Source organism: Ensifer canadensis (assembly GCF_017488845.2).
Taxonomy (GTDB): domain Bacteria; phylum Pseudomonadota; class Alphaproteobacteria; order Rhizobiales; family Rhizobiaceae; genus Ensifer; species Ensifer canadensis.
In genome coordinates, this window is the sequence record NZ_CP083374.1 from 340,498 (window position 1) to 362,204 (window position 21,707).

Below are 21,707 nucleotides of genomic sequence, written 5' to 3' on the forward strand. Positions count from 1 at the left end.
AGGTATGGAGGAGTTTACCTTGGCAATTATAAAAGAGGGAAGTGCATCAAGCAGGCGCCCGGAAGACGAAAAACTCAGCATCGGCGCCAATATCGCATATGGATTACAGCACGTTCTGACGATGTACGGCGGCATAGTCGCCGTACCCCTTATTGTCGGACAGGCGGCGGGGCTTAGCCCAAGTGACATCGGCCTCCTGGTGACGGCGTCGCTTTTTGCCGGTGGTCTGGCCACCATCCTGCAAACATTGGGATTGCCATTCTTCGGGAGCCGTCTGCCGCTTGTACAGGGCGTTTCGTTCTCGGGGGTTGCGACAATGGTGGCGATTTCCGGCAATGGGGGAATACCGTCTATTCTCGGCGCCGTTATCGCGGCGTCGTTGATCGGGCTATTGATTACGCCCGTATTCTCACGGATTACCCGTTTCTTCCCACCCCTAGTCACCGGTATCGTCATCACCACCATTGGACTAACGCTGATGCCGGTCGCCGCGTTCTGGGCAATGGGCGGCAACAACAGTTCCCCCGATTTCGGAAGCCCGGCAAATATCCAGCTGGCCGCCACAACGCTCGCCATCGTTCTCCTGCTCAGCAAGCTTGGAAGCGCATCGGTTTCAAGGCTCTCCATCCTGCTTGCGCTCGTGATCGGAACGGGCATCGCCTATGCCGTTGGCATGACCGACTTTTCGCAAGTCGGAAATGGCCCCCTCTTCGCCCTGCCGACAATATTCCATTTCGGCTATCCCACCTTCGAGATCGCCGCCATCGTCTCGATGCTGATCGTCATCATCGTGACGCTCGTGGAGACATCAGCCGACATTCTCGCCGTTGGCGAGATCGTCGAAACGAAGGTTGATTCTCACCGCCTGGGCGATGGGCTTCGGGCCGACATGCTGTCGAGTATTCTCGCGCCGATCTTCGGTTCGTTCACACAGAGTGCCTTTGCCCAGAACGTCGGGCTTGTCGCCGTAACCGGCGTGAAGAGCCGCTATGTGGTGGCGACCGGCGGTCTTTTTCTCGTCGCCCTCGGCCTTCTGCCGGTCATGGGACGCGTTGTTGCAGCCGTGCCAAGTTCCGTTCTCGGTGGGGCCGGCATCGTCCTTTTCGGTACGGTCGCGGCAAGTGGCATACGCACGCTCTCCAAGGTCGACTACCACAACAACATGAACTTGATCATCGTCGCGACGTCGATCGGTTTCGGCATGATCCCCATCGCGTCACCGGGATTCTACGAGCACTTCCCGGCCTGGGTCGCGACGATCTTTCATTCCGGCATCAGTTCCGCTGCGTTGATGGCGATCGTCCTCAACCTGCTGTTCAACCATTTCAAAGCAGGAAATGCCGATCAGCAGTCAGTGTTCGTGGCGGGGACAGAACGGACGATCCGCTACAAGGACATCGTGCGGCTTCGCGATGGCGACTACTTCCTCAACGGCAAGCTCTATGACGAAAAAGGCATCGAAATACCGATGATCCCTGAGGGCGCTCACTGAGCATTGCTTTGAAATCACTGTCCGGATCGAAATCTAAACTTTGGTCCGGACAAAACTTTTTCCCGACATTTCAAGGAGATGAAGAATGTCAGAAGAAATCGAAACGACGCGTCTGCTCGACGCCCTGCTGACAGCCATGGAGGCTGGCATCATCCCCGCCACGGAGGTCGGCGTCGCGGCCGGCAACAAGATCTTCGGAGCGGCGCTGCTGCGGAAATCGGACCTTTCCACTGTGCTCGTCGAAACCAACAACGAAACCGAGAACCCGTTATGGCACGGGGAGGTTCACACCCTGAAGCGCTTCTATGAGATGACCGGATCCGAGCGGCCGGATACGACGGACCTCATCTTCCTGTCGACCCATGAGCCGTGCTCGATGTGCCTTTCGGCGATCACCTGGGCAGGCTTCGACAACTTCTTTTACTTCTTCAGCCACGAGGATTCCCGGGATGCGTTTTCCATTCCGCACGATTTGAAGATCCTGAAGGAAGTCTTCACGCTGGAGCCCGGGGGCTACAATCGGACGAATTCATTCTGGAAAGGACAGTCGATCATGGGGCTGATCGACGGAGTTCCGGAACCGCAGCATTCGCTTTTGAAGGAAAGAGCAACTGCAATCGGCCGCAAATACGACGATCTCTCTTCTGTCTATCAAGCCAGCAAGGGGGATAATGCAATTCCCCTCAACTAACGCGCCGATCCGTCCCTTCACGTCGGTCTCGATAGAAACCGTCGCCTACAGCATGTTTCCTCAAATCGCATTCGATTTAAGGACGAAAACATGCAGCAATTCAAAGTGCTACAGCGACCTTTGCGCGTCGAATAGGACGCGCGGCGCTGTAGGCTGATTGAAGAGTACGCATCGGGTGTAGTCCTTGCTGGGGCTACACCCGGCATCCTACCCACTTCAGAAACCAGCCGCCGATCATCCGGCAAACCCATTCGACGGCCGAGAACGGACGCCTTGATGCCAGTTTTAATCTAGTGAGATTCATGGAAAGCAAAATTTAACCATACTTGTTCATTCTTTGTCGATCCGTCGTCAAAAAGGGGACAATCCGGGAAATTGCGCAGCGGTGGTCGCTCGTCGGCCCGAGAGCGTTTGCGAGATTTACTGGCTTGAGATGCGTTTGAGTAAGGTCGTTCGTTCACAGTCTTTGCGCCGTCTGTTGCGTCCACTGCTGATCACCTGTTGCGGCATCGCCCTTGCCGGCGCGGCCGCGGGATCCGTCGTGGGTGCAGTCGCGATGGGCAGCTATTTCGGTCACGGTTCGGGCAACCTCCTGCCCAAACCACAACTCTATGCGGCGCAGCACAAAAAAGAGCGCCCGTGGGTCAAGCAGGCAAGGGTCGAACAGACGCCGAGGCTGGTCGCCGTGGCCGAGCCCGTCGTGCTCGCAAGCCTTAGCGGCGCCGAAGGGAAACTCCCCCGCAGGGCCGATATCTTTGGAGATGCCGAGACGAGTGGCAAGGCTGCACGCTTCAGTTCCGGTGCGAAGCAGGCTGCATTGACATCCGAGCAGCTCGCCAGCCACTTCAGGGCCTCTCATTCCGTCACGCCAGGCCGCGCGATCGCCAGTCTTGACGCGCCTGCGCCGGAACGGTTCGGGCCGCCGCGCGCCGTAGCAACCGACAAGCCCTTGGTCTCGTTGGCCTATGCGGGCCCCTCTCAGAGCGCAACGGACAGCGCTGTGTTTTCGGCGTTGCTGACAGTACCAATGGAGGACGACCTCGCGGCCTCGCCGGACCCGAACGCCGAAGATGAGGCCGTTGCCCTGCCAGACTACGAGGACACGCCGTCTTCGGGACCGCTGCCACAGGTCCGTCCCGGTGGCCGTCAAGTTCAGAAGCCTGTCGTTGAAGCCGAAAAGCCAGAGATCAGGCAGGTCCAAGACGGGACGGCACCGAAAGCCGATGAAATCAAGAGGACCGAAGAACGCGAAACGCCAAGGCAGCAACAGCTTGCCTTTGTGCGGCCGAACAATCCGGCGGACAATCGATCCGGTGGCGGCCTCGGCGCGCTCCGCAACCTATTCGGCGGCGGTGCCCGCGCAGGAAATGGCGTCGCGGTCTACGACATCACCGCCGCGAAGGTCTACATGCCCGACGGCAGCGTGCTCGAGGCCCATTCCGGCATCGGCAAGATGGCCGACAATCCGCGTTACGTGAACGTCAAGATGACCGGACCGACCCCACCGCACACCTACAATCTCAAGATGCGCGAAACGCGCTTCCATGGGGTCGAGGCGGTCCGCATGCTGCCTGTCGACGGAAAGAACAAGCACGGCCGAGACGGTTTCCTGACCCACAGCTACCTGCTGCGCAGCGGCCGGGCGGAATCGCATGGCTGCGTCGCCTTCAAGGACTACAAGCGTTTCCTCACAGCGTTCAAAGAAGGCAAGGTCAGGCAGATCGTCGTGGTTCCGAGCGGCGGACGCGCGGCCGGCATACAGATGGCATCGAACGGAAAGAAGGGCTGACGGACAACATCCCGGCAGTCGCGGTAGTGATGTCCGCCAAGGCGTTTCGCCAACGCGACTGAGAAGGACGCGGGTTGGAGTATTCCAGCTACATCATCTCCGCGCGGTTGAGACGTAGACGTTCATGCCGGCGAGAAATTGCGGACGCGTTCCCGTATCGCTTCCACCTGATCGACAGGCCGGATATGGCCGGTCCGGCATTACAACCTCAACAGCCAGGCCTCTACCTTGCCCTTGCCCTTGACTTCGATAGGGCCGCGCGGCTCGAAGACGAAGTGGTCTTTGAGCTTTTCGTAGACAGGGCGCGTCACCTGAACCGCGTCGGGCACGCCGCCTGATTCCATCCTGCTGGCAAGGTTCACCGTATCGCCCCACAGGTCGTAGATGTACTTGCTCTTGCCGATGATGCCGGCCACGACCGGCCCGGTATTGACGCCAACCCTGAGCTTCATCGAGACGTTGTTTTCCATCGCGTGCTCTCGGGTAATGTGAACCATGCGGATAGCCATGCGCACCATCCGCTCGGAGTGGTTAGCCACCGGCTCGGGCAAGCCACACACCGCCATATAGGCGTCACCAAGCGTCTTGATCTTCTCGATTCCGAGTTCATTGGCGGCGACATCGAAGCGCGTGAATAGCCCATTGAGAAACGTGACGACCTCGTGTGGCGGCATCTCCGATGACAGAGCCGTGAAGCCAACCAGATCCGCGAAGGCGACGGTCACCTCGGCGAAGCCGTCGGCGATCCCAGCCTCGCCACCGCGCAACCGGTTGGCGATCGGAGCCGGCAGCACGTTGAGGAGCAGTTCCTCGTTCTCACGATTCTTGTTCTCGATCACGACATTTTTTTCGTGCAGCGTCTCGACCATGCCGTTGAAGGCTGAGCAGAGTTGGCCCACCTCGTCGCGCGTGCGAACTGGCACACTGGCTCCATAGTCGCCGGCCGCGAAGCGCTTTACTCCGGCAGTGAGTTCACGCAGCGGTCCGAGCAGTGCGCGCGAAAGCCATGCGGCCGTCACGGCCACCGCCAACAGCGCCAATCCCCCGACGATCAGCAGCTCCTGGCGGAGCTGGGCGATCGGCGCGAAGGCCTCGGCGCTGTCAATTTTAGCGACGAGCGCCCACCTGACGCCGGGTATCTCGAGCGGGCCCCACGAGGCGAGTGTCGGCACGCCACGGTACCCGATGATCTCGCCGGTGTTTTCGACACCGGCAAGTGCTGCCCGAGATGCTTCGGTGTCGATGCGCTGATGCATCACCGGCGTCCCGTAACGCTGAATGGCGGCGATCTCCTCGTCCGAGGCACCGACAGACTTGAGTTCGGCGAAGTACGCCTCCCGGTTCTCGTAGAATGTCCGCGGTCCAGAGCGCACCAGATAGTCGGGTCCAATTAAATATGCCTCGCCCGTGTCGCCGAACCCTTCCTGTCGCCACCGGCGACCACCAGTGACGACGTTGTCGATCTCCTCGTTCGACAGTTGCGCCACCAGCACCCCGATGACGACACCCTTATCAATCACCGGTGCTCCCATGAAGGCAATTGGCGCTCCACCGGTCGGTGCATATGGAGCGAAATCCTCCAGGCAGATGGCCGATTGTCCGGCGGGCTCTGCGCAGCGCGCGACAGCGGATGCGACGTTGGAGCGGCGGTAGGGACCGAATTGCAGGGATGTGGTAAAATCGAGTTCCTTCTGGACTGTGTAGATCAGTCGACCCGATTTGGGATCGGCGATCATGAAATCGAAGAAACCGACCATCGAGGCGGCTGCGCGCATCAATGGATGATAGGTGGCATGCAGCCTGGTGTATTCGCTGCCATCACCGGCATCATCGAGAAGCTTGCGTCGCTCCGCCGGGTTCGGATTTTCCACGATGTAGTGATACTGCAGATAGTACGGAGCGCCACCAACCGGCAGATAGTCGGACAGCTCCGGTTGCCTTCCCAGGATACTCGTCATCTGCGGGATGAAGTTCTCAGCGTACCAATCTTGGACCTTCTGCCGAAGGTCAGGCTGTACGCCTGCGCGATCGAGCTGGTCGACTGCAATCCGGAATTCGCGCGTCGCATCAACCACCATCTTGGAGGCGGCGAGCAGGCGCAGTTCCGCTGCGATGGTGCGAAAATAGGTTTCGACTTGACGCGTCTTGTTCTGACGGGCGGCCGTGAGTTGGTCGAAAACCGCTTTTTCGATGGCGTCACGGGCACGGAAGTAACCGAGTACACCGGTCACCAAGATCGCGGCGGCGCCAAGCAGGACGAGCGTCGTAAACAGCTTTGCGGCCAACCCCCAGCGCGGGGGTCGGGATATTCCGGTCATATCTGGCGAACGCATGAATCAACTCCCACCAATAACGCGAAGTGCCGGGCAAATACCGTCAATGGTGATGATCCGAACGTCGCACCTCTGCTACAGCAGACTGTTCAATGTGGAACGGTCATCTGCTGCCTGTTGGGCAGTGCCAACCTCGGCGTATAGCAGATGCCATCTTATGCCAGAAATCACTCGACGGCCAACGCTCGTATTCGATTTAAGGATGAAAGCATGCAGCAATTCAAAGTGCTACAGCGACCTTTGCGCGTCTTATAAGACGCGCGGCGCTGTAGCGAGAAGGTGTCGTCGCAGCTGTAAGTGACGTTCGTCGAAAGATCGTACTCCTCGAACTTCTCGGAGCGCTCCGTGTAAGACAGGTTCTGGCGCGAGAACGAGATGATTTTCTCACCCTTCAGATCCTCTGATGCCGATCTCGCCTCGGGTGAAGCAATGCGCTCTTTTTCTCCACTGCCACCCCCAAACTGCACGCTCGACATAGCGACTGTCCTAACGATCGAAGTGCCATCACCGCGCGAGCCATCCTCCATCCACCGGAATGATAGCTCCAGTCACATAGGATGCATGCGGACTTGCCAGAAACAGGACCGCGGTCGCCAGATCTTCAGGAACGCCCCATCGCCCGACGGGAATACGTTCGAGGATTTGCCTCTGTCGCTCCGGATCCGCTCGCAGGGCCGCGGTGTTGTCAGTTTCCATATAGCCGGGCGCGATTGCGTTGACGGTGACACCGGATGCAGCCAACTCGTTTGCCATCAGCTTCGTCAGCCCCGCCACCGCATGCTTGGAGGCGGTATAGGCCGGAACCCGGATGCCCCCCTGGAAGGAGAGCAGCGATGCGATGTTGATAATGCGACCGAAGCGGCGTGAAACCATGCCGCGCGCAATGGCCTGGCTCAGGAAGAACAGGCTCTTTTCGTTGACGTTCGTCACCACGTCCCAATCAGCCTCGGAGTAGTCGAGCAGATCGGCACGCCTGATCGTTCCGGCATTGTTGACCAGGATATCGATGGGCCCGGCTTGCTCTTCGATCTCGCCGACGAGAGAGCGAAAATCGTTGGGTTGCGAAAGATCCGCCTGGATGCCGAGGAATCGGCGTCCGGCAGCTTCGATCAGCTGGCCTGTTTCCGGCATCGGCGTCGAGCCGAGGCCGACGATGTCGGCCCCGGCTTTCGCGAGCGCCAAAGCCATCGCCTGTCCCAGCCCTCCCCGGGCGCCTGTGACCAGCGCCCACTTGCCGGAAAGACTGAACAGATCCCCAATCTCGGTCATCGCAGGGTCTCCATTGCCACAAAATCCATGTCGGCGAAGGACTGGTTATCGCCTGCCATTGCCCACACGAAGGCATAGGAGCCCGTGCCGCTGCCACTGTGGATCGACCACGGGGGCGAAATGACCGCCTGCTCGTTGCGAACGATCAGGTGACGCGTCGCCTCGGGCCGCCCCATGAGATGGACGACCATACGATCTTCCGGCATGTCGAAATAGAGGTAGGCTTCCATGCGCCGATCGTGAAGGTGCGCAGGCATGGTGTTCCAGACGCTTCCCGGCTCGAACCGCGTGATGCCGAGCATGAGCTGGCAGGTCGGCAACAGGCCATCATGGACATATTTGTAGATGGTGCGCTTGTTGGCGGCCTCGCTCGTCCCGAGCGCCTGGGGAGACGCTTCATCCTGGGTGATCTTATGGGTGGGGTGGCTGGCATGCGCGGGCGCCGAGACGCCATAGAGTTTTGGAGGCGATGCCTCGTCCACGGCGGCAAAGGACACGCCTTTCGCACCCTTGCCGATGTAGAGCGCCTCAAAAGGCGCAATGACATGATCCACGGCATCGACGGATATTCTCGCCGCGCCGCCGCCAAGGTTAACGACGGCCAGTTCCCGCCGCTCGAGAAAATCGGCAACGCCAGCGGATTTCGCGAGCTCGGCGCTGAAGGCGAGCGGTGCAGCTTCCGGCCGGATGCCGAGCAGAACCAGGCGGTCATAGTGGCTGTAGGCGGCGCGTATTTCGCCGGCTGCGAAGAGATCCTCGACGAGGAAATGGCGGCGCAGCCCCTCGGTGTCGAGCGTCTCGGCCTGTTCGAAATGTATAGCTTGGCGAATATCCATCAGTTCTTGTCCTCGACTTGCAAAATAGGCCGGCGTCAACAGCCGGTCAGGCACTCGTATTTCTGCTCATAAGGGTGACCGGCCGGCCGTTTGCCTTGATCAGGGCTTCAAGCGCTGGCAGGTCGGGGGCCGGCGGCAAGCGCGTCAGCGTGCTGCGCCCGGCGGCCGGATCGGCGCTCGCCAGGACGGCTGCAAAAAGTGTGCTCGTTCCCCGGGGAATCTCTGCCGTCAACTGCGGCACCAGCGTCCTTCCGGCAATCAGGTTGGTGTTCGGCTGGGCGATATGCGCTTTGCCGGCACGGATGACCGACGAGCCGAGATCGACGATCGCCGACAGGTCGTGCGGAGTTGCAACAACAGCGTTGCCAGCTTCACCTTCCAGTGCATCGGCAAGCCGATCGCTTCGGGCGATCGCAAAGCCGCCTTCCTTGGTTAGGACCGCTCGCTCGGCCCAGACGCGATGGGTGCGGACATGGAAATCGCCATGACAGTAGAGCCAGGTTTCGACCAGGATGTCGCCATTGGGCCGCCAGCGCGCGTAGAGGACGTCATCGGCGATCAGCACTTGCTCGTTGGCCTGGCGGACATGGAACTGGAGACCGTCGCTGCTGAATCCGATCATGCCGTCCAGGACAGCGTCGGCGAAACGGTTGGGGTCACTTTCCACGCTGAAACCGTAGCGGGCGGAATAGACGAACTTGCTGTATTTCTCGGCACCGAACCGTGCCCAGGTGTTTTGCGGACCCGTTTGCTGGCCACCGCAAAGCGCGATGGCATCACCAGGAGGGTTCCTGATGATCATGCCCGTGTGCACGTGCACGGCGACGTCGGCGCGCGGTGGGCAATCCGCCTCTTCAGCGCTCCAGAAGGGGTGTTGCTCCGGTAAGGCCAGCGGCAGAAACGCCTTCAAGGCCCAATAGGGCGACTGCGGTGAGTTGTAGGTCTCGCACATCAGAAGGTTCGGGTAAGCGTAACCAACCGGCAGGATGCCGTCTCTCGACGCCATCGGCTGCTTGGCCCACCAGCGCAGATTGCGCAGATAGAAGCCCTTCAGTTGCCCCCACGGCAGCGCCTCCTCGCCGGCGAATGCCAGAGCGCCGAAGAAACCGGCGATGGCAAAGCGATAGGTCATCGACCGGCCAAACGCCAATGCGGCGCCATCATCGGCAAACCAACGCGTCATATCGCCGGCGGCGAGACGCGCACGCTCGCGATAGGGCTGCGTGTAGGCGCGGCCGTCGAGCACGGCAAGAATGAGCCCGTAGAAATGAAAGGCGAAGGGAATGTAGTGGTCGGCGCGGCGCGCGTCACCGTCGCTGTACCAGCCATCACCGAAATAGAAGGTCTCGATTTCGTCGATATAGGCCTGGTCCAAACCCTGATCGTGATCGGCGCCGACGGAATCCAGCCCCAGGCTGATGAGCAGCCGGAAGAACTTCCAGTTGTTCTCAGAAAACCGGCAGGCATGCCCTGACTTGAGATAGGCGACGACGTTCTCGCGCTCATCTGGCTCAAGAGGAGCCCAGAGTTTGTCCGGCACGAGACGCAACGCAAAGCCGATTGCCGCGAGCTCGACGAGGCGCTGGTTGCGATCCGTCGGCTGCCCCCAATATTCCGGATGGTGCGGATCCGTGCCACACGCAAGACCGCGTGCGATCGGCTTCCAGTCGATCCAGTCGGCACCGCCGACCTGCGCCGGCACCAGCCCCCACAACAACCGCGAGAAGCCCTCGAGATCGGCTGCCGCCTGATCGAAATGCGCAGCGGTCGCGTCGAACCGCAACCGCGCGCCACCGGCCGACCGGTAGGATTCGGCCGGGTCGCAGAGCGATTTCAGCGCGCGCTCGACATCGGCCCGCGTGCGCAGTTCATTGCCCGACCACGGATGGAACAGGCTGTCGGGGTATATGCCATCTGTCATTGGCCATTCCTGTCTTGGGAGGCTTATGGTGCAGGGCCCAGGGCGAGCCGTTGGAAACGTCAGCTCCTGAGGATGCGGTTTGCCTGCGCGACCAGCTCCTCGCCGGCTGCAGCGACCGTCAGCTGGCCGAAGGCAACCTGGTCGGCGATCGGTCGGAACACGCGTTCCTCCAGCTCGGAGGCCCCGATCGGAACCTGGGGCGGAAAGGCGCCCACCCGTCCCGCTATCGAGGAAATGTAGTCCACCGATCGTTTCGAGACATCGTCGACAAGAGGCGTCACTGCCTCCCTGACATCAAGGTTGATCGGCACGCCGCGTTCCACGCCGAGAATTTTGCCGGCCGCGAGGTCGTTGATGAAGAAATCGAGGAACCGGGCTGCAAGCTCCGGCTGCCTCGAGGTGCTGGCAATCCCGAAATGCAGGCTCGCCTTGTAGAACAGGCCGGAAGGTCCCGCCGCGTCGGCGATCGGTAGCGAGGTGATCCCCAGCCTGTTCTTAGCGAGCGCCTGATAGCCGAGCAACTGGTTGGAAAAGGCGATCGCCATCACCGCGTGACCGGTTGAAAGCGGATTGGAATCGATCTGAAGCTTGTCCATTGCCTGGACCTCGGCCGACACGCAGCCGCCGTTCTTCGCCAGACTTTCCCAATAGCCGTACCAGTCGCTGGCATCGGTGGCATCGAAGCCGATCCGGCCATCTTCGCCGTACAGTCGCTTGCCGCGCTGAACGAGAAACGCCTCAAAGGCATAGCTGTAGCGCGCGCCGTTGCCGACCGCCCAGACATTCTTCCGGCCGATCGCCTTGGTGATGTCGATGCAGAGCCTGGCAAAATCGTCCCAGGTCGTCGTCGGTCCGGGCGGCGCAATGGCGGCCTCGTCGAAGGCGACACTGTCGTAAAGCAGAGCAAACGCATTCAACGACAGGGGCATGCCGACGACCTTGCCGTCGACCGCCCCGAGATCGAGGACGCCGGGCATCAACTTGTCGGTACGGATTACGCTTCCCAGGTAATCGCCGAGCGGAAGCAGGGTGTTGCGGCGGGCGTAGTCGGCAAAGCGGCTTGGCGCGAGCTGGAAAATATCGGGCGCATTGCCACCGGCCAGCATCGTCGCCAGCTTCGACCAATAGTCGTTGCCGCCAACCTCGCCATTGATCTTCACGCCGGGATTTGCGGCCTCGAACAACCTGGCAACACCAAGCGTGCGCTCGGCGCGTGCGGGAGAACCGAACCAGAAGAGGCGCATCGTTGCGCTATCCGCCAGTGCCGAGCGCAACGGCGATTGCAAAAACGTTGCCGCGCCCCCGAACAACAACCCCAATTGCAAAAATTCGCGTCTGCCAAGCATGGTCCTCTCCCGAAAGCTTCGATTTCTGTGCGCCGCCGACCTCCTTCGGCGGCGCACTTGGGCGCATAGGCGATTTCGACAAGCGAAGCGGCCACTATCGTCGCGAGACGATCAGCCCTTGAGAATTCGGCCGCCTTCCCCAACCAACTGATCAGCCGCTTCTGCGGGCGTCACTTGGCCAAAGGCCACCTTGTCTGCCAGCGGCCGGAAGGCGCGTGTGTCGAATTCGGAGGCGCCGACCGGCACTGGCGGAGGATAGGCGCCGACCCGGCCGGCAATCGACGAGATGTAGTCGACCGTCCGTTTCGACACGTCGTCGATCAGCGGAACGACCGCGCCCTTGACGTCGGTGTTGACGGGAACGCCGCGCTCGACGCCGAGAACCTTGCCGGCAGCCATATCGTTGACGAAGAAGTCAATGAACCGGGCAGCAAGTTCCGGATTTTCGCAGGTGCTTGCAATGCCGAAATGCAGACCCGGCCGGTAGAACAGGCCGGACGGTCCTGATGGATCCGTCACCGGCAAGGTGGTGATCCCTAGCGGGTTCTTCATCGCCGACTGGTAGCCGAGAAGCTGGTTCGAAAACGCGATGGCCATAGCGGCCTTGCCGGTTGCCAGCGGGTTTGAATCGACCTGGATCTGGTCCATCGACTGAACTTCGGCCGACACGCAGCCGCCGTTCTTGGCGAGGCTCTCCCAGTAGCCATACCAGTCTTTGGCATCGTTGACATCGAAACCGATCTTGCCGTCCTCGCCGTACAATCGCTTGCCGCGCTGGTTCAAGAATGCATCAAAGGCATAGGTGTAACGTGATGCGTTGCCGACCGCCCAAACGTTCTTGCGGTCGATCGCCTTGGTCAGTTCGACACAAAGTTTGGCGAACTCGTCCCACGTGGTCGCGGCCCCCGGCGGATTGAGCCCGGCCTGCTTGAAGGCTTCCGTGTCATAGAACAATGCGAACGCGTTGAGCGACAGCGGCATGCCCGCCACCTTGCCGTCAACGGTTCCAAGCTCCAGCACACCCGGCGCGAGCTTGTCGGTGCGAATGGACTTGCCGAGGAAATCGTTGAGCGGAAGCGTGGTGTTACGGCGCGCATAGTCGGCAAATCGGCCAGGCTCGAGCTGGAAAATATCAGGGGCATTGCCGCCAACAAGCATCGTCGTCAGTTTCGACCAATAGTCGTTGCCGCCGACTTCGCCGTTGATCTTGACATCCGGATTGGCGGCTTCAAACAGCCGGGCGACGCCAAGGGTGCGCTCGGCGCGCGCAGGCGTGCCCCACCAGTAGAGCCGCATCGTGGCGCTGTCGGCAAATGCGGTCCGCAGCGGAAGCTGCGAAAATGCAGCCGCTCCGCCGAGCAGCAGGCCGTTGCGTAGAAGTTCGCGTCGATTGATCATGAATTCCTCCCTTTGGTTCCGTTTTTGCCTGAGCCTAGTCGGCAAGCCTGCGCCCTTCGGCGTCGAAGAGATGGCAATGTTCCGGCGCGATGCTGACGCTCAGCGTTTCGCCCGTGCCAAGCAGTGTCTGGCCTTCCATGGCGACGATGAGCGCCTGCTTGTCGGGCAGACGCCCATAGACGATGGTCTGGCCGCCGAGATGCTCGATATGGGTGATCGTCAATGTCCCCAGATGGATGCCGCCCGCGCTGTTGGCCCTGATATGCTCCGGGCGAACGCCAAGACTGAGGGTCGCCCCGATCTCGGCTCTCTCGACCAGCGGCACCGCGACATCGGCACCGGCAAGACCGATGACAACACCGTCGTCGCGGCGCCCCACCACGGAAACATCCAGGAAATTCATCTTGGGCGAACCGATGAAGCCGGCGACAAAGCGGTTGACCGGCCTGTTGTAGATTTCGAGCGGCGTTCCCTGCTGCTCGATCCGGCCGGCGCGTAGCACGACGATCCGGTCAGCCAGTGTCATGGCTTCGACCTGGTCATGGGTGACGTAGATCATCGTGGCGCCGATATCGGCGTGGAGCTTTGCAATCTCGACACGGGTCTGCACGCGAAGCTCGGCATCCAAGTTGGACAAGGGTTCGTCGAACAGGAAGATTTTCGGATCACGCACGATGGCGCGGCCGATGGCGACGCGTTGACGCTGGCCGCCCGACAGCTGCTTTGGCTTGCGTTCGAGCAGCTGCGTGATCTGCAGGATTTCGGCGGCCTTGCGCACCCGCTGATCGATCTCGGGCTTTGGCATGCGCATGGTTTCAAGGCCGAACGACATGTTCTTGTAGACACTCATATGCGGATAGAGGGCATAGGACTGAAAGACCATGGCGATGCCGCGCTCGGAGGCTGCCTTCTCATTCATCCTGGCGCCGCCAATCGCCAGCTCGCCGCCGGAGATGGGCTCCAGCCCGGCAATCATGCGCAAGAGCGTGGACTTGCCGCACCCCGACGGGCCGACGAAAACGACGAACTCGCCGCTGCCGATCTGGAGGTCGACGCCGCGGATGACCTCGACGGCACCGTAGCGCTTCTGGACTTGCTTCAAAGCGAGCGTCGTCATGGGGCTCCCCTTTCCTATTGCTTGTTCTGTGGTTTTTGTTCGCGGCACTACCGCTTCATGCCCGTCGTCGCGATGCCTTCGATCAGCAGCCGCTGGAACAGGAGGAAGAGGATGAAGATCGGCAATACGGTCAAAGTCGACATCGCAAGCAGAGCGCCCCAATCCGATTGCGCCGTGGCATCGACGAAGGTTCGAAGGCCAAGCTGGGCCGTGTATTTCTCGATGTCGTTCAGATAGATCAGCGGCGCGAAGAAATCGTCCCAGGTCCAGATGAAGGAGAAGACTGCGGCGGTCGCCAGGACAGGCGTCGAAAGCGGCAGGATCACCTTGAGGAAGATGCGCAACGGCCCGGCGCCGTCCATGATGGCCGCCTCGTCGAGTTCGCGCGGGATGCCGCGGAAGAACTGAACCATCAGGAAGATGAAGAAGGCATCGATGGCGAAGAACTTCGGCACGACAAGCGGCATGATCGTGTTGACCCAGCCGAACTTGAGAAACATCAGATATTGCGGGATCAGCACCGCATGCTGCGGCATCATCAGGGTTCCGAGCATGAGCGCGAACCAGAACCCGCGTCCCTTGAACTGCAGCCGCGTGAAGGCATAGGCGGCCATCGAGCACGATATCAGGTTGCCGATGACGACCAGGACCGAGATCAGCAGCGAGTTGAGGAACAGGTGGCCGAAGCTGACGCTCAGGCCATTCCAACCGCGTCGGTAGGCATCGAGCGTAAACTCCTGCGGTATTAGCGATGTCGTCGCGAAGATCTCGTTTTCTGGCTTGAAGGAGCTCGAGACCATCCACAGCAACGGATAGAGCATGATGAAGCTCACGGCGGTCAGGAGCGCGTAGACCAACGCCCGCTTCAGCGGCGAGGATTTGGCTCCGTCGGGCATGGCAGCTGCCTCGACGACGTTCGACGCGTAGACGGTATCAGTCATCGTAGTGCACCCAATATTTGGCCGACATGAAGGACAGCGTCGTGAAAATGGCGATGATGACCACCAGCACCCAGGCAAGGGCTGATGCGTATCCGAAACGGAAGTTGGTGAAGGCTTCCTGGTAGAGGTAGAGCGTGTAGAACAGCGTCGTATCGATCGGACCACCGCTGCCGTCGCTGACGACGAAAGCCGAGGTGAAAGCCTTGAACGCGTCGATCGTCAGGATCACCGCATTGAAAAAGATCACCGGCGTCAAAAGCGGCAGCGTGATCTTGAAGAACTGGCGGGAGCGGCTTGCCCCGTCGATGCTGGCAGCCTCATACATATCCTGCGGGATCTGGCGCAGACCGGCGAGAAAGATGATCATCGACGAGCCGAACTGCCAGGCCGCGAGCAGAACCAGGGTGTAGAGCGACGTGGACGGGTTCGAGATCCAGCTCGGGCCTTCGTAGCCGAAAAGCGCCGCCAGAACCTGGTTCAGCACCCCGTCGCCGGCAAACACCTGCCGCCAGAGCACCGCGATCGCAACGCTGCCGCCGACCAGCGACGGAAGATAGAAGATCGCCCGAAAGACCGTCAGGCCGCGCAGCCCCTTGTTCAGCGCCACGGCGATCGCCAACGCGAACATCAGCTTGAGAGGAACCGACAGGAGAACGAATGTGAAAGTCACCCGCATCGCCGTCCAGAAACGGGGGTCGTCGCTGGCAATCCGCACATAGTTCTCGGCGCCGACCCAGTTGGCCGGCCCCATCAGGCCGAAGTCGGTGAGCGAGAGATAGAACGACGAAACGGCCGGCCCCAAGGTCAGCACGACAAACCCCAGCAGCCAGGGCATCAGGAAGCCGTAGCCGCCCAACTGGCTGCGCAGTCGCACGCTCAGAGGCGGCCCTGCATTCGATGCGTCCGTAATGGACATTCCCTCACCCTCCCTTATCGGCGCCGTGGACGTCACGAAGGACGCCCAGACTAGACATAAGAATGAAACCGAAAACATTCTTCGTCAAGCGAAAGTTTCGCTATTGACGAAAATTGCGTAATGAGCAAAAAGATTTCCACACTCAGGAGCACTCACATGAAAATCGAAACCAGTAGCTACTTTGCAGCCTCCGTGCCGGCAGCCGCCACCTCTCATGTTGATCGCCACCAGGCAGCGCTCGTACGCAGCATCGAAAAATTGCGCACGACCATGCCGATCATCGGCATTCGCAACCCGAAGATCGGCTTGAGCGACAATAGCTGGGCCTATTGCAGCCCCTACGACTGGGTCGTGAGCTTTCATGCCGGCCAATTATGGCTTGCCTCGCAGCTAACAGGAGATCCGACATTCCTGAACGCAGCGCGCGCCCGCCGCTCGATCTTTCGGGGCATTCTGGCGCATCGCCGCGCTCAGGACCATGATCTTGGCTTCCAGTTCTCGCTCAGCTGCGTCGCCGAATGGCTGATGACCGGCGAGAAGGAGCCGCGCGCGCTCGCTCTTGAAGCCGCCAATCTGCTGCTCGGCCGGTACCGACCGGAGGGGCGCTATCTTCAGGCGTGGAACGCGCAACCGGCGCATGGCTCCATGCGCGCAGATTTCGCCAACGGGCGGATCATCGCCGATACGATGCAGAACCTCGCCCTCCTCTACTGGGCCTACGGCGAAACCGGACGCGCCGACTTTCGCGAGGCCGCCGACGGCCATGCCGACACCACATTGAAACATCTGGTGCGCGACGACGATACCAGCTTCCACACCTTCCTGTTCGACCCGAGCACCGGCGAGGCACTGCGCGGAGAAACCCACCAGGGCCATGCCGACGGATCATGCTGGTCACGCGGCCAGGCCTGGCTGATCCACGGTTTTGCGCAATGCGCGCGCGTCACCGGCAACAGGACCTATCTGGATGCGGCCCGCAGGCTCGCCGCCAAGGCCGAGCAGCTGATGGGCAGCGACCTCGTGCCCGTGTGGGACTATGACGTCCCCAACCCGAAGAACGCGCCGCGCGACAGTTCGGCCGGCGCCATCATGGCAGCCGGCATCTACATGCTCGCCGACCAGTGCGACGTCGACGAGGCTCAAGCCTGGCGCGGGTTTGCCGACCGCTTGATCGCTGGCTTGCTCGACACCTGCGACCTGACCGAAGATCCAACGGCACTCGGCCTTCTCGCCCATGGCGCGGCCCATGTCGGATCAGGCTATTCCGACACCATGCTTCCCTATGGAGACTACTATTTCATGGAGGCCTTGATGCGGTCGCTCGGGCATACACAATTCTTCTGGTAAGCAGACAAAATGCCAGTCGCTGCGACTCCCAAAAAGCGCAGGAATCTGATGGAGTGGGTTTCCAATGACCGATGATCAACTCGCCACACTGACACTGCGCGACATCGCCGATGCAGCCGGCGTTTCGGTCGCATCCGTGTCGAAGGTGCTGAACAATCGCGGCGGCGTCAGCGGTGAGAGCCGCAAGAAGATTTTGGCTCTTGCCGAAGAACTCGGCTACCTCGGGCGCAACGCCCGATCGCTTCACAAGGCTGGCATCGGAAGCACCGCGTTGATCGTGCCGGCCGAGTACTACTCCGGGTCGCAGTTCTACGAGGATGTGATCCGCGGCGCACTGGACGAGGCAGCGGCGCATTCGCTGAAAGTCGACGTGCAGCTGCTGACGCTCGACACCAAACAGAACACCGCGGAGATCGACGAATACCTGCGTGGCGCGGAGCCGAGCACAGTCATCGCGGTCGGCCTGGACGACCGGGCCGCGATCGACCGGCTCGCCGCAAGTGGTGTGCCGACCGTTCTGATAAACGGCATGGATCGTTCGATGCGCATGGACAGTGTTCTGCCCGACAACTGGTCGGCGGGCTGGCTAGCGACGCGCCGCCTGCTGGAGGCCGGGCACCGAGACATCATGCATGTGACGCTGCCACGGCGACTGTCCATGCAGCGTCGCCTTGAAGGATTTCGCCTGGCGCTGGAGGAAGCTGGAATTGTCTTCGATCCGGACAAGCACCTCATTGATCTCGGCAAGATGGGTTTCCTGGAAACCCAGGCGCAATTGGCCACGCGCCAAGCGCTCGAGAGCGGCAGGCTGGACAAGGCAACGGCGCTTTTCTGCAGCATGGACGTGGTGGCGCTCGGCGTCATGCAGGCGCTTCAGAGCCAGGGGCTTTCGGTGCCCGACGACTATTCGATCATCGGGCTCGACGACGTAGCGATTGCCATGCACAGCCGGCCGCCGCTGACGACGATCAGCATCGATCGCATCGAGCTCGGCCGGATCGGCGTTCAACTCCTGATGAAGCGAATAGCCAACGCCGAAGAAAGCATCACGCGCGTCAACATGGGCGTCAAACTGATCGAAAGGGCGACCGTCGGTCCGCCCAGGGAACGTCCCGCCCGCTGACGACGACGAAACCTACAGGCCTTCACCGACGCCTGCTCACCCCTTGCAGACGGCATGCCACCGCCGATGTCTGACTGACCGGGCTGCCACGGCGAACGCATTGCGCTGCCTTTTTTCCTTGGCTTAGCGAGGATAATCCATGAAGAAACCGAACGTCGTCGTCATCATGGCCGACCAGCTTCGCTACGATTTCATCGGCACATCCTACATGCCGCATCTGCAGGCGCTTCTGGCCGACAGTTGCCTTTTCCCGAACGCCTATTGCGCTTCCCCGCTCTGTGTTCCCTCGCGCGGCGCGTTTTTCACCGGGCGATATCCCAATTCGACCGGTTGTCTGATCAACCCCTGGGTCGAGGTGGACAAACAGCATGGCTTCATAGGTGACGACTTCGCCAACCTGTACGGACTGCTGTCTGCCGATTGGGACGGATGGCACGCGGGAAAGCAGCATCTGATGTACCAGCCACCGCTCGAGATGCGCGAAGGCACGGCGGTCAGGTGGCATGCACTTGAAGAGAATTACGGCGCGTTTCTCGATGCGAGGGGGCACCGTCCACCTGGAGGCCAACGCTTCCGCGGCATCGTTCCGGAACTGACTTCAGGCACCGTTACCTCGGTCGGAGACTATTCGACGCCGGCGACCGGCTGCTATGAGCCGGGGTTCGACAGCTTCTTCGACGGCTATATCCTGCAATCGTCGCTCGGCGCCATCGAGAACCGCGACAGATCGCGGCCACTTTTCCTGAGCGCCATGTTCCTGGCGCCGCATCCCCCCTTCGATGTGCCCGAGCCGTGGTATTCGTTGGCGCGAGAGGTCGAGCCGCCTGACAATGTCGGCCAATGGTTCTCCGGCCAAAGTCCGCTGCAGCTCTACAATCTACCCGGCTTCCTCGGCACCCGTTACAGCCGCGACGATTGGAAAGAGATTTGGCGCGTCTATGCCGGGCTGGTGGCTCTTCTCGACCATTGCATCGGAGCGATCGTTTCCAAGCTGAAGGCTGAAGGCATTTACGACGAAACACTGATCGTGTTTACGAGCGATCATGGCGAGATGCTCGGCTCGCATCGCCTCTGGCAGAAGATGTGCATGTACGAGGAGGCGATCCGCACACCTCTCCTGTTCAAGATGCCGGCGCCCATGGCCGGCATCGGGGTCTGCGACCAAGCGGTCAGTCACATCGACGTCTTGCCAACGATTTGCGACATCGTGAACGTCGAGAAACCCAAAGACCTTCCCGGCCGCTCCCTGATGCCGTCGATCAACGCCGGGACGCCTTGCGAGCATAAGGATATCTTTGTTCAGTTCGACGGCAATGGCGCCCTGGGCAACTTCTCGCGGTGTATCATCCACCAATCGCACAAGCTCATCGTCGACATCTTCAAGGACGAGGTCTTCTTTGAGCTTTACGCGCTGGCAAGCGACCCGCAGGAAACGACCAACCTGGTCGTGGAGCGCGAAGATCTGGCCGCATACTTGTTTTCCAAACTGACCGAGCACATGCGGCTAACAGGAGACCACATCGCGCTTGGCCCTGATGCGCTCCAGCAGTTCATACTGCGCAGGAAAGCCTTGGCCTTCCCTTAAGCTCCGGTCATTACCCGCCCTACGGCTACTGGTGGACAGCTTCGAGGCCGCCACAGCGAACAAGTCGTCGCTCTGAGGTTTACCGACATCTTCGCCGATCAAGCGCACCCGATCTCATCTTGGAGATCATGCCGGCGCTGTCCGCTGGCTGAAGGTCGACCTTCGAATATGAGCATTTCGAAGAATGATCCGGCAGCTCGCCCGGGCGGCCCAGTCGCACGTCTGCGTTAAACGGAGGCGCGGAAACGCTCTATCTCTTTATTTCCAGCCTAACGTTGGTGTGCCGCTCACCGCCCGAGTTATACTTTGCCCGCTCTGATCATGGAAAAATAGTCGTCGCCGCCAACCTGCCCGCCCTTCAGCGCGATCTGCAAGCCATCCACCGCACCGCCATGAGCGATGCAAAGCGGCGAGCCCGGCGTCTGCGGCAGGGGCATCTTTAGCGTCAGTGCCAAAATGCCCATCTGACCGAGCGCGTGGCTTGACGTATCGCCGCCGGCCACCACGGCGCGCGAGATCCCGGCGCGCTGGACAAGCGCCGACTGAATTTGGCCGAGCGCGCGGCCGAGGCGATGACGAGCGCCTGTCGATGAATCGAGTTCGCCGCCCCGATCGGCAGATGGACCAAGCGCCGTGTAAAGCACGACACTGTCGCCGCCTTCCAGCACCTTGAGGCCGGCTTCGATCGCCACGGCAATTGCAGCTCCGGCCTCGTCGCCGGAAAGTGCAAGAGGATCAAGCGTGACGCCGCCAAAACCGTTTGCGAGCGCATGGCGAATTTGCCGCTCCGTGGTGGGAGAAACGCTGCCGGACACGACCGCGATGCGATCCACCGGACCGGCCTCGGCAAAGACAGGTTTGTCGCCGATCAGACCCTCGTTCCGCCATGCGGGGATCAAGGCATATTCGACACCGGAGGATCCGCAAATGAAGCCGCTTCTGGGATGCAGCGCGTTCCAGACCAAGGCACCGGCGGCGGCCTGGGTCAACGCGTCGAGCACGTCGATGAGCAGGATGTCGGCGTCTTCAAGCGCCGACCGGCCCAGCAGCGCGACATTATCGATGAGTGCCGAAGAGAGCTTTGTCTGGCGCGCGAGATGCATCAGCAGATTGGACTCGTCCATCGGCGTGACCGGATGGCGCGACATGACCGGATGACGATCGATGCGGTAGTTGCGGCCTTGATAGGCGGCGAAGAGCTCTCCGAAGGCCGTATATCGGCGGATCTGGGGCGCGCCGACGATGAGTGGCACGGTCGCTTCGCCGAAGACCGTGCGGCCGATCTCGATCGCCCGGCCGATATTGCCGACATGCGGCGCGGAATCGAAGGTCGAGCAGACCTTATAGTGGCAGAGTTCGGCGTCGAGCGTCTTCAGCCAGCCGAAGGCTTCGCGAAGGTGCACGTCCATCCACTCAGGCGTTTCGCTGCGGCTCGTGCCGGCAAGGCCGAAGGCGCGCGCGCCGTCGAAGCGCGACAACAGGTCCGCGTCCGGCACTTTCAGGAAAAGCACCGTTTCGACACCGTTCGAGGCGAGCGCCTCCATGACGTCGGTTGAGCCGGTGAAGTCGTCGCCATAATAGCTGATCAGCGGTCGTGTCATGG

17 protein-coding genes are annotated in these 21,707 nt (G+C 60.9%); 6 read left to right on the forward strand and 11 right to left on the reverse strand.

What is annotated here, in order from left to right:
* Positions 1–4 precede the first annotated feature (4 nt).
* From J3R84_RS35025 to J3R84_RS35035, 3 genes are all read left to right on the forward strand, one after another.
* The gene (locus tag J3R84_RS35025) at positions 5–1,492 is read left to right on the forward strand and encodes a nucleobase:cation symporter-2 family protein (protein WP_107026964.1); all 1,488 of its coding nucleotides are present in this window, start codon (positions 5–7) and stop codon (positions 1,490–1,492) included.
* Positions 1,493–1,577: 85 nt separating this feature from the next.
* Entirely contained in the window at positions 1,578–2,183 is a 606-nt protein-coding gene (locus tag J3R84_RS35030) for a nucleoside deaminase (RefSeq protein WP_057207196.1), read from the forward strand.
* 439 nt (positions 2,184–2,622) lie between these two features.
* Entirely contained in the window at positions 2,623–3,972 is a 1,350-nt protein-coding gene (locus J3R84_RS35035; protein WP_225906221.1) for a DUF2778 domain-containing protein, read from the forward strand.
* 200 nt (positions 3,973–4,172) lie between these two features.
* Here J3R84_RS35035 and J3R84_RS35040 read toward each other — a convergent pair whose 3' ends face one another.
* The 10 genes from J3R84_RS35040 to J3R84_RS35085 form a co-directional block, all read right to left on the reverse strand.
* Entirely contained in the window at positions 4,173–6,305 is a 2,133-nt protein-coding gene (locus J3R84_RS35040; protein WP_225906220.1) for an adenylate/guanylate cyclase domain-containing protein, read from the reverse strand.
* A gap of 167 nt (positions 6,306–6,472) precedes the next feature.
* Positions 6,473–6,781: a hypothetical protein gene (locus tag J3R84_RS39215; RefSeq protein ID WP_435526103.1), complete on the reverse strand. Its 309-nt coding sequence runs from the start codon at positions 6,779–6,781 to the stop codon at positions 6,473–6,475.
* 28 nt (positions 6,782–6,809) lie between these two features.
* On the reverse strand, positions 6,810–7,574 hold the full coding sequence (gene kduD / locus J3R84_RS35050) for a 2-dehydro-3-deoxy-D-gluconate 5-dehydrogenase KduD (RefSeq protein WP_025430245.1): 765 nt from the start codon (positions 7,572–7,574) through the stop codon (positions 6,810–6,812).
* On the reverse strand, positions 7,571–8,410 hold the full coding sequence (kduI, locus tag J3R84_RS35055) for a 5-dehydro-4-deoxy-D-glucuronate isomerase (RefSeq protein ID WP_057220084.1): 840 nt from the start codon (positions 8,408–8,410) through the stop codon (positions 7,571–7,573). The genes kduD and kduI overlap by 4 nt, the downstream gene beginning before the upstream one ends.
* Before the next feature lie 46 nt (positions 8,411–8,456).
* Positions 8,457–10,331: a DUF2264 domain-containing protein gene (locus J3R84_RS35060; RefSeq protein ID WP_057216976.1), complete on the reverse strand. Its 1,875-nt coding sequence runs from the start codon at positions 10,329–10,331 to the stop codon at positions 8,457–8,459.
* Between the two features lie 59 nt (positions 10,332–10,390).
* Complete coding sequence (locus tag J3R84_RS35065; RefSeq protein ID WP_063978356.1) at positions 10,391–11,677, reverse strand: ABC transporter substrate-binding protein; 1,287 nt, start codon at positions 11,675–11,677, stop codon at positions 10,391–10,393.
* A gap of 111 nt (positions 11,678–11,788) precedes the next feature.
* On the reverse strand, positions 11,789–13,075 hold the full coding sequence (locus J3R84_RS35070) for an ABC transporter substrate-binding protein (protein ID WP_057220054.1): 1,287 nt from the start codon (positions 13,073–13,075) through the stop codon (positions 11,789–11,791).
* Between the two features lie 34 nt (positions 13,076–13,109).
* Positions 13,110–14,192, reverse strand: a complete 1,083-nt coding sequence (locus tag J3R84_RS35075) for an ABC transporter ATP-binding protein (protein WP_057207189.1) — start codon at positions 14,190–14,192, stop codon at positions 13,110–13,112.
* A gap of 47 nt (positions 14,193–14,239) precedes the next feature.
* The gene (locus tag J3R84_RS35080; RefSeq protein ID WP_057207328.1) at positions 14,240–15,088 is read right to left on the reverse strand and encodes a carbohydrate ABC transporter permease; all 849 of its coding nucleotides are present in this window, start codon (positions 15,086–15,088) and stop codon (positions 14,240–14,242) included.
* A 37-nt stretch (positions 15,089–15,125) separates the two neighbouring features.
* Entirely contained in the window at positions 15,126–15,968 is an 843-nt protein-coding gene (locus J3R84_RS35085) for a carbohydrate ABC transporter permease (protein ID WP_225906239.1), read from the reverse strand.
* A 237-nt stretch (positions 15,969–16,205) separates the two neighbouring features.
* On the opposite strand from J3R84_RS35085, the gene J3R84_RS35090 reads away from it, so the two are divergent.
* The 3 genes from J3R84_RS35090 (at position 16,206) to J3R84_RS35100 (ending at position 20,104) form a co-directional block, all read left to right on the forward strand.
* Positions 16,206–17,396 (forward strand): glycoside hydrolase family 88 protein, encoded by a 1,191-nt coding sequence (locus tag J3R84_RS35090; protein WP_057207188.1) that lies wholly within the window; start codon positions 16,206–16,208, stop codon positions 17,394–17,396.
* Between the two features lie 64 nt (positions 17,397–17,460).
* Positions 17,461–18,519 (forward strand): LacI family DNA-binding transcriptional regulator, encoded by a 1,059-nt coding sequence (locus J3R84_RS35095; RefSeq protein WP_057220055.1) that lies wholly within the window; start codon positions 17,461–17,463, stop codon positions 18,517–18,519.
* 139 nt (positions 18,520–18,658) lie between these two features.
* Complete coding sequence (locus J3R84_RS35100) at positions 18,659–20,104, forward strand: sulfatase family protein (RefSeq protein ID WP_057220056.1); 1,446 nt, start codon at positions 18,659–18,661, stop codon at positions 20,102–20,104.
* 299 nt (positions 20,105–20,403) lie between these two features.
* Here J3R84_RS35100 and J3R84_RS35105 read toward each other — a convergent pair whose 3' ends face one another.
* The gene (locus J3R84_RS35105; protein ID WP_057216967.1) at positions 20,404–21,705 is read right to left on the reverse strand and encodes a four-carbon acid sugar kinase family protein; all 1,302 of its coding nucleotides are present in this window, start codon (positions 21,703–21,705) and stop codon (positions 20,404–20,406) included.
* Positions 21,706–21,707 lie beyond the last annotated feature (2 nt).